At 64.4% G+C, this 16,448-nt stretch carries 14 protein-coding genes; 7 read left to right on the top strand and 7 right to left on the bottom strand.

Annotation, left to right across the window (positions count from 1 at the left end):
* Position 1: 1 nt before the first annotated feature.
* From EN869_RS18570 to EN869_RS18545, 6 genes are read left to right on the top strand one after another with little or no spacing between them, the layout of a single operon-like run.
* Positions 2 to 820, top strand: a complete 819-nt coding sequence (locus EN869_RS18570; protein WP_127226982.1) for an ABC transporter ATP-binding protein — start codon at positions 2 to 4, stop codon at positions 818 to 820.
* Complete coding sequence (locus tag EN869_RS18565; RefSeq protein WP_127226983.1) at positions 807 to 1,658, top strand: ABC transporter permease; 852 nt, start codon at positions 807 to 809, stop codon at positions 1,656 to 1,658. The genes EN869_RS18570 and EN869_RS18565 overlap by 14 nt, the downstream gene beginning before the upstream one ends.
* A gap of 36 nt (positions 1,659 to 1,694) precedes the next feature.
* Positions 1,695 to 2,996, top strand: coding sequence for a cytosine deaminase (locus EN869_RS18560; RefSeq protein WP_127226984.1), 1,302 nt, complete (start codon positions 1,695 to 1,697; stop codon positions 2,994 to 2,996).
* Positions 2,996 to 4,393, top strand: a complete 1,398-nt coding sequence (locus EN869_RS18555) for an FAD-binding oxidoreductase (protein ID WP_127227239.1) — start codon at positions 2,996 to 2,998, stop codon at positions 4,391 to 4,393. The genes EN869_RS18560 and EN869_RS18555 overlap by 1 nt, the downstream gene beginning before the upstream one ends.
* Positions 4,393 to 4,974 (top strand): NAD(P)H-dependent oxidoreductase, encoded by a 582-nt coding sequence (locus tag EN869_RS18550; RefSeq protein WP_167506920.1) that lies wholly within the window; start codon positions 4,393 to 4,395, stop codon positions 4,972 to 4,974. The genes EN869_RS18555 and EN869_RS18550 overlap by 1 nt, the downstream gene beginning before the upstream one ends.
* The gene (locus EN869_RS18545) at positions 4,974 to 5,561 is read left to right on the top strand and encodes an NAD(P)H-dependent oxidoreductase (protein WP_127226986.1); all 588 of its coding nucleotides are present in this window, start codon (positions 4,974 to 4,976) and stop codon (positions 5,559 to 5,561) included. Before EN869_RS18550 ends, EN869_RS18545 begins: the two co-directional genes overlap by 1 nt.
* 143 nt (positions 5,562 to 5,704) lie before the next feature.
* Here EN869_RS18545 and EN869_RS18540 read toward each other — a convergent pair whose 3' ends face one another.
* The 5 genes from EN869_RS18540 to EN869_RS18520 are packed head-to-tail and all read right to left on the bottom strand — an operon-like array spanning position 5,705 to position 13,286.
* Positions 5,705 to 8,152, bottom strand: a complete 2,448-nt coding sequence (locus EN869_RS18540) for an FAD-dependent oxidoreductase (RefSeq protein WP_127226987.1) — start codon at positions 8,150 to 8,152, stop codon at positions 5,705 to 5,707.
* Positions 8,149 to 9,330 carry a pyridoxal phosphate-dependent aminotransferase gene (locus EN869_RS18535; RefSeq protein ID WP_127226988.1) on the bottom strand — a complete coding sequence of 394 codons (1,182 nt, stop codon included), beginning with the start codon at positions 9,328 to 9,330 and terminating at the stop codon, positions 8,149 to 8,151. Before EN869_RS18535 ends, EN869_RS18540 begins: the two co-directional genes overlap by 4 nt.
* Positions 9,330 to 10,229, bottom strand: a complete 900-nt coding sequence (locus tag EN869_RS18530) for a homocysteine S-methyltransferase family protein (RefSeq protein ID WP_127226989.1) — start codon at positions 10,227 to 10,229, stop codon at positions 9,330 to 9,332. Before EN869_RS18530 ends, EN869_RS18535 begins: the two co-directional genes overlap by 1 nt.
* A complete protein-coding gene (locus tag EN869_RS18525) occupies positions 10,226 to 12,679 on the bottom strand; it encodes an FAD-dependent oxidoreductase (protein WP_127226990.1) in 2,454 nt (817 codons plus the stop codon). Before EN869_RS18525 ends, EN869_RS18530 begins: the two co-directional genes overlap by 4 nt.
* A 19-nt stretch (positions 12,680 to 12,698) precedes the next feature.
* Positions 12,699 to 13,286 carry an XRE family transcriptional regulator gene (locus EN869_RS18520; RefSeq protein ID WP_245489327.1) on the bottom strand — a complete coding sequence of 196 codons (588 nt, stop codon included), beginning with the start codon at positions 13,284 to 13,286 and terminating at the stop codon, positions 12,699 to 12,701.
* 235 nt (positions 13,287 to 13,521) lie between these two features.
* Here EN869_RS18520 and EN869_RS18515 point away from each other — a divergent pair, with 235 nt between their 5' ends.
* Positions 13,522 to 14,226 (top strand): nitroreductase, encoded by a 705-nt coding sequence (locus EN869_RS18515; RefSeq protein WP_127226991.1) that lies wholly within the window; start codon positions 13,522 to 13,524, stop codon positions 14,224 to 14,226.
* Between the two features lie 27 nt (positions 14,227 to 14,253).
* On the opposite strand, the gene EN869_RS18510 is transcribed toward EN869_RS18515, so the two are convergent.
* Both EN869_RS18510 and EN869_RS18505 read right to left on the bottom strand, forming a co-directional pair.
* On the bottom strand, positions 14,254 to 15,636 hold the full coding sequence (locus tag EN869_RS18510) for an MFS transporter (protein WP_245489328.1): 1,383 nt from the start codon (positions 15,634 to 15,636) through the stop codon (positions 14,254 to 14,256).
* 218 nt (positions 15,637 to 15,854) lie between these two features.
* Positions 15,855 to 16,442 carry a sarcosine oxidase subunit gamma gene (locus tag EN869_RS18505; protein ID WP_127227241.1) on the bottom strand — a complete coding sequence of 196 codons (588 nt, stop codon included), beginning with the start codon at positions 16,440 to 16,442 and terminating at the stop codon, positions 15,855 to 15,857.
* Positions 16,443 to 16,448 lie beyond the last annotated feature (6 nt).

Below are 16,448 nucleotides of genomic sequence, written 5' to 3'. Positions count from 1 at the left end.
GATGATCCAGGAGAAAGTGGCGCAGAAAGCAGCATCGGGCGAGGCCCCGATGCTGCTGTCGCTGCGCAATGTCGGCAAGGTCTTTTCCAACGGCGTGACGGCGCTGAGCAAGGTCGATCTCGCCATCCGCGAGGGCGATTTCCTCAGCCTGCTCGGGCCGTCCGGCTGCGGCAAGTCGACGGCGCTCAGGCTGATCGCCGGCTTGTCGACGCAGACCTCTGGCCAGCTCGATTGGCGTGGCCCGGTCGATCGCTCGAACATCGGCTTCGTCTTTCAGGAACCGACGCTGCTGCCCTGGGCCAGCGTCTTCGACAATGTCTGGCTGCCGCTGCGGCTGAAGGGCGTGGCGCGCGCCAAGGCCGAACCCACCGTGATGGAGATGCTGTCGCGCGTCCATCTCACCGGTTTCGAAAACGCCGTGCCGCGCGAGCTTTCCGGCGGCATGAAGATGCGCGTCTCGATCGCGCGGGCCATGGTGACCAAGCCGCGCATCCTTTTGATGGACGAGCCATTCGCGGCGCTCGACGAGATCACCCGCTTCAAGCTCAACAACGATCTCCTGGAGCTGTGGCAGGACGAGCGCTTCACCGTGGTCTTCGTCACCCACAGCGTCTTCGAAAGCGTGTTCCTGTCCAGCCGTGTCGTCGTCATGGCCGCGCGCCCGGGCCGGGTTTTCAGCGAGCTGACCGTCGACGCGCCTTATCCGCGCGACGAGGTTTTCAGAACCTCTCCCGACTATGCCGCGCTTTGCCGCCAGGCCTCGGATGTGCTTGTCAACGCCATCAACTCAACCGCCGGACCGCACCATGACGGCCATTGAAGACGCCACGTTGAAGCTCGATCCCGAAGAGGCGCGACGCGTCCGCCAGGAGCGGCTGGAACGTATCGGCAAATGGGTGCTGCCGCTCGCGATCATGGTGCTGGCGATCTGGCTGTGGGACCGCATCTGCGTCTGGAACGAAATCCCTCAATATATCCTGCCGCGGCCGGGCGTGGTGCTGCAGACGCTGCATAGTGATGCCGGCCTGTTGTTTTCCTCGCTCCTGGTGACGCTCAGGATCACCTTCCTCAGCCTGCTTCTCGCCGTCATCGGGGGCGTCGGGCTGGCGGTGCTGTTCGCGCAGTCGAAATGGGTAGAGATGTCGTTCTTCCCCTTCGCCATCGTGCTGCAGGTTACGCCGATCGTCGCCATCTTTCCGCTGATCAACATCTATGTGAACAACCAGACGGTCAAACTGCTGCTCTGCGCCTGGATCGTCGCCTTTTTCCCGATCCTATCCAACACCACGCTCGGGCTGAATTCGGTCGACCGAAACCTCCGCGACCTGTTCAAGCTCAATGGCGCGACGCGCTGGCAGCAATTGCGCTATCTGCGCCTGCCGGCGGCGATGCCCTATTTCCTCGGCGGATTGAAAATCGCCGGCGGCCTGTCTCTGATCGGCGCCGTGGTCGCGGAATTCGTCGCCGGCGCACAAGGGCAGTCGTCGGGCCTCGCCTCCCGCATCATCGAGGCCGGTTACCGGCTCAACGCACCGAGGCTGTTCGCGGCGCTGATCCTGATCTCGCTCACCGGCATCCTGATCTTCCTGGTGCTGTCGCTGGTGTCGCATCTGATCCTGCGCCGCTGGCACGAGAGCGCGCTCAAGCAGGAGCGCTAGGGTGGTAACAGGGAAAATCGCGAAGAGGACCAGATCTTGATACCTGCCTCTGGTTCCTACCGGCTTGCCAATGCCCGTGTTCATCGGTCACTGACGCCCGGCCTTGCAGCACCGTTCGACGCGGACGGTTTTGCGCTCGCTGAATTGGCCGTCGCCGACGGCAAGATTGCGAGCATCGTCGCCCAAGCCAAATCCAACGCGCCGGCCGATGCGATCGATCTTGCGGGACGGATCGTGCTGCCATGCTTCGTCGACTGCCACACCCATATCGACAAGGGCCATATCTGGCCGCGTAAGCCCAATCCCGACGGCACCTTCATGGGCGCGCTCAACGCCACAGGCGCCGACCGCACCGCGCGGTGGAGCGGTGAGGACGTCGCGCGGCGCATGGATTTCTCGCTGCGATCGGCCTATGCGCATGGCACCAAGGCCGTGCGCACGCACCTCGACAGCGTGCCGCCGCAGGAGGAGATCTCCTGGCCGGTGTTCGAGGCGATGCGGGAAAAATGGCGCGGGCGGATCGAATTGCAGGCCGCCTGCCTGCTCGGCATCGAAGGCGTGCGCGACAAGGTCTGGTTCGAGAAACTGGCGAAGCGCGTCGCCGCGGCCAAGGGCGTGCTCGGCGTCGTCACCTATATGGTGCCGGACCTCGAGGAACTGCTCGACCAGGTTTTCGCGCAGGCGATCAAGCACGGGCTCGATCTCGACTTCCATGCCGACGAGACCGACGACGTCGCGGCCGTCTCGTTGAAGAAGATCGCCGAGGCGTCGCTTTGGAACGGTTTCGAGGGCAACATCCTGGTCGGCCATTGCTGCTCGCTGGCGCGCCAGCCGGACCTCGAGGTTCTCGACACGCTGGACAAGGTGGCGAAGGCGCGGCTCGCCGTGGTGTCGCTGCCGATGTGCAACCTCTATCTGCAGGACCGCCGCAACAACCAAACGACACCGCGCTGGCGCGGCGTGACGCTGCTGCATGAGATGAAGGCGCGCGGCATCAAGGTGGCGGTCGCGTCCGACAACACGCGCGATCCGTTCTACGCCTATGGCGATCTCGACATGCTGGAAGTCTACCGCATGGCGACGCGCATCCTGCATTTCGATCATCCGGTCGGCGACTGGCCGAAGGCGGTTGCGGCGACCCCGGCAGAGGTGATGCGTCTCGATGACGCCGGCACGCTTGCCACCGGCGGCAGCGCCGACTTCATAGTGTTCAAGGGTCGGAACTGGACCGAATTGCTGTCGCGGCCCGAATCGGATCGCGTGGTGGTGCGCGAGGGCAGGGCAATCGAACGCCAACTGCCCGACTACGCCGAACTCGACGAATTGATGGTGGGATGATGGATATCGCAGCGCTGAAGCGCGACCTCGACAGGATCAAGGTCGACGACCATCCGGCCATCGTCCAGCAGAAGAGCCGCGACTTCTACTGGTACAGCCCGGTGCTGAAGGCGCAGCTCGATCATGTCAAAGGCGATCTCATCGTCACGCCGAAAAACGAGGACGAGGTGATCCGCGTGCTTGCAGCCTGTCACCGGCACGGCGTGCCGGTCACGCCGCGCGGCAGCGGCACCGGCAATTACGGGCAGGCGATGCCGCTGTCGGGGGGCGTGGTGCTCAATCTCGCCGAGATGAACGCGATCAAATCGATCGCGCCGGGACGCGTGGTAACCGGACCGGGTGCCGTGCTGGCCGAGATCGACAAGGCAACGCGGGCGCATTCGGCGCAGGAATTGCGCATGTCGCCCTCGACCTACAATACTGCCTCGATCGGCGGCTTCGTGGCAGGCGGGTCGGGCGGCGTCGGCTCGATCCGCTGGGGCGGGTTGCGTGACCTCGGCAACGTCATTCGCCTGCGGACCGTGACGATGGAAGCCGAGCCGCGCGTCATGGAGCTCACCGGCGAAGAGGTGCTCAAGGTGATGCACGCCTATGGCACCAACGGCATCATCACCGAGGTCGAGATGCCGCTGACTGCTTCCTACGATTGGATCGACGTCATCGTCGGTTTCGACGATTTCATGGACGCGGCCGGCTTCGGCAACGATCTCGCCGTCCAGGACGGCATCTTGGCCAAGCTGATCACGCCGATCGCGGCGCCCATTCCCTACGACTATTTCAAGCGGCACCAGAAATTCTTCCGGCGCGAGCAGAGCATCGTGGTGTGCATGATCGCGCCGCATGCGATGGATGCGTTTGTCGCCTTCGTGCGCAGCACCAAGGGCGAGATCGTGTTCCGGGCCGACCAGGAGGCCGATCTCAGAGGATTGCCGCCGGCCTATGAACTGACCTGGAACCACACGACGCTGCGCGCCATCCGGGTCGATCCGACGATCACCTACCTACAGACCCGCTATCCGTCGCCGGATCATCTCGCCCACGTCAAGGCGATGGTCGAGCGGTTTGGCGACGAGGTGCCGGCGCATCTGGAGTTTATCCGCTTCGACGGCGCGATCGGTGCCGCCGGCCTGCCGCTGGTGCGCTACACGACGGAGGAGCGGCTCGAAGAGATCATCCGCATCCACGAGGACAATGGCTGCTGGATCTTCAACCCGCATCGCTACACGCTGGAGGAGGGCGGCATGAAGCGAACAGACGATGTGCAACTTGCCTTCAAGCGCCAGACCGATCCGCAAGGCCTGCTGAACCCCGGCAAGATGATCGCCTGGGAAAACCCCGCCTACGATTATCGCTCGGGCAAGCCCTTCCTGTTCAAGGGCCTGCAAAAGGCGGGCTGATGAACATCCTCGTGCTGTACGCCCATCCGGTGAAGACCAGCTTCAACGCGGGCCTGCATCGGACGATCGTCGAGCGGCTCTCCGCGGCGGGTCACACGATCGACGATTGCGATCTCTATGCGGAGGATTTCGATCCGCGGCTGACGCGAACAGAGCGGCTCGGCTATCACGACCAGCGCAGTCCGGCCGACGCGGTCGCCAGCTATGTCGAAAGGCTGTGCAAGGCCGAGGCGCTGGTGCTGTCGTTTCCGGTCTGGAACTACGGCTATCCGGCGATCCTGAAAGGTTTCTTCGACCGCGTCTTCCTGCCCGGCGTGTCGTTCAAGCTGGTCGATGGAAAGGTGCGGCCAACGCTGCACAACATCCGCAAAATGGCGGCCATCACCACCTATGGCGGCAGCCGCTTTCGCGCCATGCTGATGGGCGATCCACCGCGCAAGATCGTCAAGCGCATGCTGCGCGCAACGATCAAGCCCGGGGCTCCCGTCTCCTATCTGGCGCATTATTCGATGAATGTTTCGACCGACGCGACGCGTAACGCGTTCATGGCAAAAGTCGCGGCGACAATGGACGCCTTCTGATGCGCGTCTTGGTGGTCTATTGCCATCCGGTTCCCGAAAGCTATTGCGCGGCGATCCGCGACACCGCCATCGAGGTGCTGACGGCAAAGGGTTGGGACGTGCGATTGCTCGATCTCTATGCCGAGAATTTCGATCCGGTGATGAGCCGCGAGGAGCGGCGCTTCTACAACGATCGCGCGCCCGACGATCCGGCGCTCAAGCCGCATTTCGAACATCTGGAATGGGCGCAGGCGATCCTCTTCATCTACCCGACCTGGTGGTACGGACTGCCGGCGATGCTCAAGGGTTGGTTCGACCGCGTGTGGGCAACCGACATCGCCTTCCAACTGCCGGCCGGAAAGGGCCGCATCAAGTCGCTGATGACGCATGTCACCAAGGTCGGCGTCATCACCACCTGCGGCGCGCCGACGTGGTGGAGCGTCGTCGTCGGCCAGCCCGGCCGCAAGACGATCCTGCGCGGCATGCGGGCGCTGTGCGCCACGCGCTGCAAGACGTTTTTCCTGGCGCATTATTTGATGGATTCGTCCACGCCGAAGACGAGGGCGGCGTTTTTGGGGAAGGTGAGGGCGAAGCTGGAGCGGTTTTGAGGTTAGCTTTCTTCTCCCCGTTCCACGGGGAGAAGATGGCGGCAGCCAGATGAGGGGCGGCGCGAACTTACGAGAGGCTGGCGCCGCCCCTCATCCGCCCTTCGGGCACCTTCTCCCCGTAGAACGGGGAGAAGGAAGAGGCGCTACATCTTCACCCGTTCCGCTTTCGGATCATACATCGGCTTCAGCGATGCTTCCGCCGCGAAACGCTCGCCGGCGATCTCCACCTCGTAGGATGAAGCCAGCACATCCGCGTCGCTCTCGCCGTGGCACGGCACATAGCCCATGCCGATCGCGCCGCCGAGATGGTGGCCGTAATTGCCTGACGTGATCGGGCCGACAATCCGGCCGTCGCGCAGGATGGCCTCATTGTGGAAGAGGAGGGGCTGAGGATCCTTCAGACGGAACTGCACCAGCCGGCGTGACAGGCCGGCCTCTTTTTTCCTGAGCACTGCGTCGCGGCCGATGAAGCCGGGTTTGCTCGTCTTGACGGCAAAGCCCAGGCCGGCCTCCAGCACATTATCCTCATCCGTGATGTCGTGGCCGAAATGGCGGAAGGCCTTTTCGATACGGCAGGAATCCAGTGTGTGCAGGCCGCAGAGCTTCAGTCCGACATCGGCGCCGGCTTCGGCGATCGCCTCGAAGACATGGGCTGCCTGCTCGATCGAGACATAGAGTTCCCAGCCAAGCTCGCCGACATAGGTGACGCGATGAGCGCGGGCCAGCCCCATGCCGATCTCGATCTCCTGGAACGTGCCGAACGGATTGGCCTCGTTGGAAAAATCGTTCGGGCTGACCTTCCGGATCAGTTTTCGCGCTTCCGGACCCATCAGGCAGATGACGGCTTCGGCCGCGGTGACGTCGGTGATGACGACGAACTCGTCCGCGACATGCTTTCTCAGCCAGGCAAGGTCGCGCTGCAGCGTGGCACCCGGCACGACGAGGAAATAGGCGGTCCCCGAAAGCCGCGTCACGGTGAGGTCGCTCTCGATGCCGCCCTTGGCGTTGAGCATCTGCGTGTAGACGATCCTGCCCGGCGCAACGTCCATGTCGTTGGCGCAAAGCCTTTGCAGGAAGGCGCAGGCGTCGCGGCCTTCGACGCGGATCTTGCCGAAGGAGGTCATGTCGAACAGACCGACGCCGTTGCGGACGGCGAGGTGCTCCTCGCGCTGGTTGTCGAACCAGTTCTGCCGCTTCCAGGAATAGCGGTATTCGCGCTCCTGGCCGGGCCTAGCGAACCAGTTGGCACGCTCCCAGCCGGCGACTTCGCCGAAGACGGCGCCACGCACCTTCAGGTGCTCATGCAAAGGCGAGCGGCGCACGCCGCGCGAGGTCGCCATCTGGCGATAGGGGAAATGATCGGCATAAAGCAGGCCGAGCGTTTCAGAGACGCGCTCCTTGAGGTAGCGGCGGTTCTTCTGGAAGGGCTGGGCGCGGCGGATATCCACCTCCCAGAGGTCGAAGGGCGCTTCGCCGTCATTGATCCACTGCGCCAGCGCCATGCCGGCGCCGCCGGAGGAGACGATGCCGATCGAATTGTAGCCGGTCGCCATCCAGTATCCGGCCAGTTCCGGCGCTTCGCCGAGATAGTAGCGGTCGTCGGGTGTGAAACTCTCGGGACCGTTGAAGAAGGTGTGGATGCCGGCGGTGCCCAGCATCGGCATGCGGTTGACGCCCATTTCGAGGATCGGCTCGAAATGGTCCATGTCCTCGCGCAACTGGTCGAAGCAGAAATCCTCGCGGATGCCGTCCATGCCCCAGGGTTTTGCCACCGGCTCGAAAGCGCCGAGCATCATCTTGCCGGCGTCCTCCTTGTAGTAGGCGCACTCGTCAGGCACGCGCAGCACCGGCAGGCGGGACAGGCCGGGAATCGGCTCGGTGACGAGATAGAAATGCTCGCAGGCATGCAGCGGAATGGTGACGCCGTTCTGCCGGCCTAGCTCGCGCGCCCACATGCCGGCGCAGTTGACGACGATGTCGGTCTCGATCGTGCCCTGTTCCTCGCCCTGCGCCCAGGAGACGCCGGAGACGCGGCCGTTCTTTGTGTGGACCTTGGTCACCTTGACGTTCTCGATGATTGTCGCGCCGCGCTGGCGCGCGCCCTTGGCCAGCGCCATGGCGATGTTGGCCGGGTCGCACTGGCCGTCGAGCGGCAGATGCACGGCGCCGACCACATCCGAGACATTGAGATGCGGATACATCTCCTTGACCTCGCTCGGCGAAATCTCGCGCACGTCGACGTCGAAGGCGCGGGCGAGCGAGGCCTGCCGGTAGATCTCGTGCTTGCGCTCCTCGGTCAGTGCGACGGTGATCGAGCCGACCTGGCGCATGCCGGTGCCGACATCGGTCTCGGCTTCCAGCTTGACGTAGAGGTCGGCCGAATATTTCGCCAGCCGCGTCATGTTCTGCGAGGCGCGCAGCTGGCCGATCAGGCCGGCCGCGTGCCAGGTGGTGCCTGAGGTGAGCTGCTTGCGCTCCAGGAGCACGATGTCGGTCCAGCCGAGCTTGGCCAGGTGATAGGCGACCGAGCAGCCGGAGACGCCGCCGCCGATGATGACGGCGCGGGCTTTCGTGGGAACAGTCTTGGTCATGCGGCCTCGCGGCGATAGTTGGAAGCGAAGCGGCGCAGGCGAAGTGCTGCTTCCTTGAGGATGGGCTCGGGCTGGCAGAGGCTGATGCGAATGTGGCCGGCGGCGGCCTCGCCGAAGCTCGATCCCGGCATGACGCCGACCTGCTCCTTGTCGAGCAGGCCCCAGGCGAATTTCTCGTCATCGGGCTCGATGGACGAGATGTCGAGCATGACATACATGCCGCCTTCCGAGCCGTGCACGGTGACGTCGTTCATGCCGCGTATGGCCTCCAGCATCAGGGCGCGGCGCGCCGCATAGCGTTCGGCGATCTCTTTCACGCCATAGTGGTTCTCGAGCGCTTCGGCGCAGGCGATCGAGATGAAGGCCGGCAGGCCGTAGGTCGTCACCAGATTGAGGTCGGTGAGCAGCCTGATCATCTCTGTCGGGCCGGTCAGCCAGCCCATGCGCCATCCCGTCATGCCGTGGCTTTTCGACATCGAGTTGATGACCAGCGTGCGCTCGGCCATGCCGGGCAGCGAGCGCGGCGAGATGTGCTCGCCGCCGCCGAGCGTCCAATAGACCTCATCCGAAAGCAGCCAGAGATCGTGCTCCTTGCAGATCGCGGCCAGCTCCTCCAGCCGCTCGCGTGAATAGACGGCACCAGTCGGGTTGTTCGGCGTGTTGATCAGAATGGCACGGGTGTTGGGCTTCAGCGCGGCGCGGATCATGCCCGCGCGGGGTTGAAAACCGTCCTCGGCAGGCGTCTCGACCACGGTGAATGTCGCCCCCGCAGCGCTGAAGGTGTTGGGGTAGGTGGCGTAGTAGGGGGCGACGACAATGGCATGGTCGCCGGGATCGAGCACGGTCTGCACGGCGGCATAGAGAGCGGCCTGACCGCCTTGCGTGGCGATGATCTCGTCGGGTTCCGTCTCGATGCCGGTGCAAGCAGTGGACGCCGCCGCCATTGCCTTGCGCAGGCGCGGCAGGCCGGGCAGCGGCGTATAATGATGGTTGCTGCCGCGCACGGCGTTGACGCAAGCCTCGATCGTTTCCGAGGGCGTGTCGAAGTCATGGTCGCCGACAGACAGCATGATGATGTCCTCGCCAGCCTGCTTGCGGGCCCAGGCGGCCGAATGGACCTCCCAGCCGTCCTTGCCGGAGGGCACGATGCCGGTAATGCGCTTGGATGGTTTTGGCATCAGGAAACTCCCGAAATCTGGTGGCCGGCCTGTGCGAGCCGGTCGCGCAGGCCGGCGATATGGGCGGGGCCGACCTCGCAGCAGCCGCCGACGATATGGGCACCGGCCTCGACCCAGCCGATGGCCTGGTCGGCATAGGCTTGCGGGTCAAGGTCGTGGCGGGCGTGCAGCACATCGACCGTGCCGCCATGCTTCAGCGCCTCGACCGAGGTGAAGCCGTTGGCATAGGCGCCGACCGGCCCGCCAAGAGCGATGAGCTCCGGCAAGGCAGCGGCGATAGCTTCCGGCCGGCAGCAGTTGAGCAGCCGGGCCGCGACCGGCAGGTCGCCGAGGACGCCGACCGCATCGGCAATCGTCTCACCGCTGCGCAGGCGCGGCGCACCGTGGTCGGCGAGCGTCCAGGACACCCATACAGGCTTGCCACTTTCGGAGGCTGCGGTGACGGCCGCGCGCGCCTCTTCGGCGGAAGCCATGGTCTCGCACAGGAACAGGTCGACGCCATCGGCCTGCTCGGCGACGATGCGGCGATAGATGTCGAGCGTATCCTCGAACGATATGGTCAGCGCCGGCGCATAGCTGCCGAACAGAGGCGACAGGCAGCCGGCTATGGCTGTGTCGCCCGCTTCGTCACGGGCCTGCCGCGCCAGTTCGATACCGCGCTTCTGCAAAGGCCGGAACAGGTCCTCCGCGCCCTCGCGCGCCAGGCGCTCCGGTGTTGCCGCATAGGTGTTGATGGTGATGACGCGGGCGCCCGCCTGGATGAATTCGATATGCAGGTCGCGCACCAGGTCCGGCTCGTCGATCAGCACCCTGGCCGACCACAGCGGCGTCGGTTCGGACTTGCTGCGGCGAACCAATTCCTGGCCCATGCCGCCATCGGTGAGGATAACGGAAGTCATGCCCGCAGCCTCTCATTCTTCGGATCCCACAGCGGCTCGTCCTTCTGCACGACGGCTTTGAAGCGATCGCCAAAAATCTCGACCTCGACCGCCGTGCCCGGCTCGGTGAGATCGGTACGCAGCATGCCGAGCGCGATCGACTTGCCGACACGGTGGCCCCAGCCACCTGACGTCGTTTCGCCGACGATCTTGCCGTCGTGCCAGAGTGTCGACATGTAGGGCGCGTCGCAGTCGCCGGGATTCTCGACGACCAGCGTGACGAAGCGCTTCTTCACACCCTGCTGCTTCTCATTGAGCAAGGCCGCTTTGCCGCGGAACTCCGACTTGTCCCATTTGACGAAGCGCTCCAAGCCGCCCTGCAGGATCGAATAGTCGGTCGACAGATCGCCCTTCCAGGCGCGGTAGCCTTTTTCCAGTCGCAGCGAATCCAGCGCATACATGCCGAACGGCTTCAGGCCGTGATTCTGGCCGGCGGCCCAGACGGCGTCGAACACAGGCAGTGTGTCGGCGATCTTGGTGTGGATCTCCCAGCCGAGCTCGCCGGCGAAGGACACGCGCACCAGCTTTGCCCAGCGGCCGGCGATGGTGGTTTCCTGATGCGTCAGCCAGGGCAGCGTCAGATCGGCATCGCAAACCTCCGCCAGGATTTTTCGCGAGTTCGGTCCGGCGAGAATCTGGGTCGAGTATTCCTCTGTCCGGTCGGTCAGCGTGAAGGCAGCGTCGGCGGGCATGCGCGACTTCAGCCATTCGAAGTCGTGCCACTGCGCCACCGCGGCGGTGATCAGCGTCATCTGGTCCTCGGCGTGGCGCAGGACCGACATTTCGGTGACGATGCGGCCTTTGTCGTCCGAGAAATAGACAAGGCCGATGCGGCCGCGCTTCGGCACGAGGCCGGTCACTTGCAGCGCCAGCCAGTCGGCCGCGCCCGGTCCTTCGAGGTTGAAGCGCGAGAACCCGGGCAGGTCGAGGATGCCGGCTGCGTCGCGCACCGCGAGGCATTCCTCGCGCACCGCGCGGTGCCACGGCCCGTCGCGGCGGAAGGTGAGCGTCGCTTCCTCGGACGTGTCGTCGCCGGGCTTCGCATACCAGGTGGCGCGCTCCCAGCCGTTGTAGGCGTCGAATTGGCCGCCGAGCCCCTTGATGCGCTCATGCAGCGGCGACAGCTTGCGATTGCGGCCCTCCGGCCAGGCATGGCGCGGGAACTGGATGGCGTATTCGTTGCCGTAGATCTCCATGCCCTTGGCCACGCAATAATCGGGCGCCGAGGCGAAGCTGGTGAAACGGCGCGGATCGCAGGACCACATGTCCCATTCGGTCTGGCCCTCGGTCACCCATTCGGCCAGCACCTTGCCGGCGCCGCCCCCTTGCGCGATGCCGAAGGTAAAGACGCAGGCCTCGAAAGCGTTGGGCACGCCGGGCATCGGCCCGATCAGCGGGTTGCCGTCCGGTGCGTAAGGGATCGGCCCGTTGATCACCTTGGAGAGGCCGGCGGTGCCGAGGATCGGCACGCGCGCGACAGCGTCGGCGAGGTAGTGCTCGAGGCGGTCGAGATCGTCGGGGAAAAGGAGGAAGGAAAAATCCTCGGGCATCGGATCGTTGTGCGTCGCCCAATGCGCGCGGCAATTGCGCTCATAGGGGCCGAGATTCATGCCGCTCTTTTCCTGGCGCAGGTAATAGGACGTGTCGACGTCGCGCAGCAGCGGCAGCTTGTGGCCCTGTTCCTTCGTCCAGGCGGCGAGCTCGGGGATCTCCTCGAACAAGATGTACTGATGGCTCATCACCATCATCGGCACGTCGCGGCCGAACATTTTTCCAACCTCGGCGGCGCGGTAGCCGGCGGCGTTGATGACGATCTCGCAGCGGATCTCGCCTTGCAGAGTTTCGACCACCCATTCGCCGTTCTCGCGGCGCACGCCGGTGACCGGGCAGAAGCGGATGATCTTGGCGCCCATGTCGCGCGCGCCCTTGGCAAGCGCCTGGGTCAGCTGCGCCGGATCAATGTCGCCGTCGCTCGGATCGTAGAGCGCGCCCTTCAGTTCATGCGTCTCGATGAAAGGGTAACGGCGCTTGATCTCGTCGAGGCCGACGACGTCGATATCCATGCCCTGGTAGCGGCCCATGCTCTTGGCGCGCTGGAATTCCTGCATGCGCTCCTTGGAATGGGCGAGCCGCAGCGAGCCGGTGACGTGGTAGTTCATCGGATAGTCGACCGCTTCGGCCAGACCCCGGTAAAGCTCGGTCGAATAGCGCTGCATGTTCATCAGCGACCAGGACGACGAGAAGGTCGGCACGTTGCCGGCGGCATGCCAGGTCGAGCCGGAGGTCAGCTCGTTCTTTTCCAGAAGCACGCAGTCGGTCCAGCCCGCCTTGCAAAGGTGGTAGAGCGATGAGCAGCCGACGACACCGCCTCCGATGATCACCACGCGTGCCGTGGTCGGCAAACCGGCCATTTTTGTCCTCCAAAATAGATCAATATACCGGCGGTGAAACCACCCAGATGACGACGGCCGGCTCGGTGCCCGGATTGCGCCAGCGATAAGGCTTGCCCTCGAAGCGAAACGAGTCGCCTTCGCCAAGCCGATGCCAGACGCCCGCTATCTCGATGTCAAACAGTCCGGAGACGATGTATCCGGCCTCCTCGGTCGGCCGAAGTGCTGCGGCCTTCATCTCTGCGCCGGGGGCGAATACCGAGCGCACCACCTCGAAACTACCGCCGAGATCGGGCGACAGAAGCTCTTCCACCAGACCCGATTCGCTTGTGCCAAGCACGCGGCGGCGGCCGGCGCGCACGATCACGCCACGCTCTTCCTCGGCCGGCACGTCATGACTGAAGAACAGGCTGATCGGTACATCGAAGAGGTCGGCGAAGGCCCGCAAATCGCCGACCGAAGGCACCGAGAGGCCGCGCTCGACCTGGCTAACCCAGCCGACCGAACGGCCGAGTTTCAGCGCAATTTCACTGAGCGTGAGGCCGCGTGCCTTGCGCAGCGCGCGGATGTCGCCGGCCAGCAGCCGGTCGCCATTGTCCTGCTCCGATCTGGCCGTGGTCGAGCTCAAGGGCTTCTCGTGAAAAAATCCGGACAAATTTCATGAGAGGGTAAAACCGTGAAAAAATCAAGGAGATTTTCATAGGCCATAAGATTTGCTTGCGCGTTTTCGGCGGTTGATGCAAAGGCTCGCGCACGAGCGGCGAGGGGGCGCCCGGTCGGGTACCAGTGTTAGCTTATAGTCTGCGGATGGTCGTCAAGGAAACCGAGTTGCGGGTTTCTGGCCATGCCGAAAGGGACGACCCATGCTTGAGAAGAACATCCGGATCGCGTCGGATGCGGAGATCGTCGATGAGGCGATCATGTCGCGCCGGTCGGTGCGCGCCTTCCTGCCCGATATGGTCGACGATGATACAATCCGCGCGATCCTCGCGGTCGCCGCGCGCGCGCCGTCGGGCACCAACATGCAGCCCTGGCGCGTCTATGTGACCAAGGGCGAGGTCAAGCAGCGCATCAGCGACGCGATCCTCAATTCCGGCATCCGCGCCGAAAAGGCCGAGTGGGACGAGTACCGCTACTATCCGGATCAGTTCTTCGAGCCTTACCTCACGCGCAGGCGCGCCAACGGTTTCGGCCTTTATGGGGCGCTGGGCATCGGCCGGCGCGAGGTCGACAAGATGCGCGCGCAGCATGACCGCAACTTCGTCTTCTTCGACGCGCCGGTGGGCATGATCTTCACCATCGACCGGCGGCTGAACCAGGGCTCGTGGATCGACTACGGCATGTTTCTGCAGAACATAATGGTCGCAGCGCGAGGCAGGGGGCTGCATACCTGTCCGCAGGCGGCGTTCGCGCCGTATCACCGCCAGATCCGGCCGGTGCTCAACATTCCCGACGAGGAGATCGTGGTGTGCGGCATGGCGCTCGGCTACGAGGACACCTCGAAGCCCGAGAACGAGTTCCGCACCGACCGGGCGCCGCTCAAGGACTGGGTAAGCTTCGCGGAATAGTGCCGGCGCAGGCCGCAGTTTGGCCTGTCAGTCTGTGCTCATATGCGTGTCGTGCCCGCTGACATGGGCGCCGTCACGCGCCGTCAGCCGCAAGTAAGCCGACAGCGCGCAAAGCGTGATCAGCCCTTCGACGACGAACAGGATGCGATAGTCGTTGACGCTGGCCTTGCCGCCGCCGGCCAGCAGCGACAGCAGCGCCGCCGCGAGGCCGACGCTGATCGCCACCGCGAGCTGCCACAGGATGTAATAGAGCGCGCTGAAGCGGGCGAGCTGCTCCGGAGCGATGTCCGAATAGGAAAGATTGCCGGTCGAGGCCCATTGCACCGAGCGGAAGACGCCGAAGGTGAAGATGTAGGCCAGAACGATCCAGGCTGGCGTGCTCGCCTGCATCAGGGCAAAGCCGGCGACCAGAGAAGCCACGATCGGCGTGTTGGTGACCAGCACGCGCCTGAAACCGAAGCGGTTCAAAAGCCGCGGCATGAAGAAGCGCATGATCAAGGACCCGATCGCGGCGACGAAGGTCAGCGTTCCGGCCTGCACAGCGCTCATGCCGAAGCCGAGCTGGAACATCAGCGGCAAAAGGAAGACCACCGAGCTCAGCCCGATCGTGTCGAGGCTGCCGCCGGTGAGGAAGGCAATGCGGAAGGTGCGGATGCGCAGCAGATTGAGGTCGAGCAGCGGGTTGCGGGCGCGCAAGCAGTAGAAGGCGGCAACCGTCAGGATGACGATCGCCAGGCCAAGCTCGATGCCGATGAGGCTGCTCGCGGCATCCTTGGCGGCAAGCGAATCCATGCCGAAGACCAGCAGCCCCATGCCGCTGCCGACGAGCAGGAAGCCCGGAAAGTCGAATGGCGTGCGGACCGGCTTGGTCGTGGTGGGAAACAGCGAGGCGGCCAGCAGCGCCGCGGTCAGCGCGATCGGGATGTTGATATAAAAGATCCAGCGCCACGAGACATAAGTGGTCAGCGCGCCGCCGACGAGAGGCCCGACCAGCGGTCCCGACTGCCCGGCGAGCGATATGTACATGTTGATCTTGAGCGTGCGGTCGCGCGGGAAGCTCGACAGGATCACGACCTGGCCGAGTGTGCCCATCAGCGCGCCGCCGCAGCCCTGCAGGGCGCGCGAGCCGACCAGCATCCAGATGTTTTCCGAAAGGCCGCATAGGGCCGATGCGCTGGCGAAGACGAGCAGCGCGAAGCAATAGACGTTGCGCAGGCCGAAGCGGTCGGCCAGCCAGCCGCCGAGCGGCATGGTGACGATGAGGCTGGCGACGTAGACGGTGATCAGCAGGCCAAGCTGGCCTGGCGGACGATCGAGGCTCTCGCCGATGCCGGGCAGCGCGGTGACCACGACGTTCTGGTCGAGGCTGGTCATGAACACGCCGCAGGCGACGGTTGCCGGCAACAGCATCGAGGGACCCTCCGCCGGAGCAAAGCGGGTCGTGGCCGTCGCCGAAGTCTCTACAGTCATAGGAAGATTAGTCGAACCGATTGCCTGGACGGGCGCCTACCCGACAAGAGCCCGTGATTCCTTATCTATCGTCGCTGCTGGCCCAAGGCTCAAGCAGCAGTTGTGGTCGTTCGTAATGCCAGAATGCCGGCTGGACCAATTCCTGGTCCCGCTGCGTCTCACTGCACCTCGTAGCCGACTTCCTCCGAGGCGTGGCACAAGGCCTTCCAAAACGAGCGTGCGAAGGAGCGGAAGACGTAGATGTCGAACTGGTCGGCGCCGCTGCGCTGGATCTGGGCGAAGATGTCGTGATGGTTGGTCGAACGGCCGGCGCCGAGCGGGAAAGCCGGCAGGGCGAAGTCGATGGCAAAGAACTTCGCCATCACCCATTCGGCCTTCGGGCCGGCGATGCGGATCGCGGTACGGCCATGCGAAAGATCGGTCAGCGTACCAATGGCCGGCGTGATGACACCGGCGAAGGTCGAGGCCAGCCCTTCTGCTTCGTCGACCACCGTGAATTTCCCAGGCGCGAAGCCGAAGACGGCGCGGGCGCCATTGCTCACACCGCCGCCGGCGCCATCGGGCAGGGCAAGACCGGTGACCTTGCGGATGGCCTCGATCAGCCGCTTCTCCTCGCCTGGCCATGCGGCGAGCTGCAGGATCGACCCCGGCCGCGTTTCGGACAGGATGACATCGACGCCATGTTCGAAATTGCCGTGCGAGCCCGGATGATACTCCGGCTCCAGCGGCGACTGGCGCTCGGGCAATTGCTG

Source organism: Mesorhizobium sp. M2D.F.Ca.ET.226.01.1.1, assembly GCF_004022705.2.
GTDB lineage: Bacteria > Pseudomonadota > Alphaproteobacteria > Rhizobiales > Rhizobiaceae > Mesorhizobium.
This window is presented reverse-complemented; position numbering and strand designations above follow the sequence as displayed.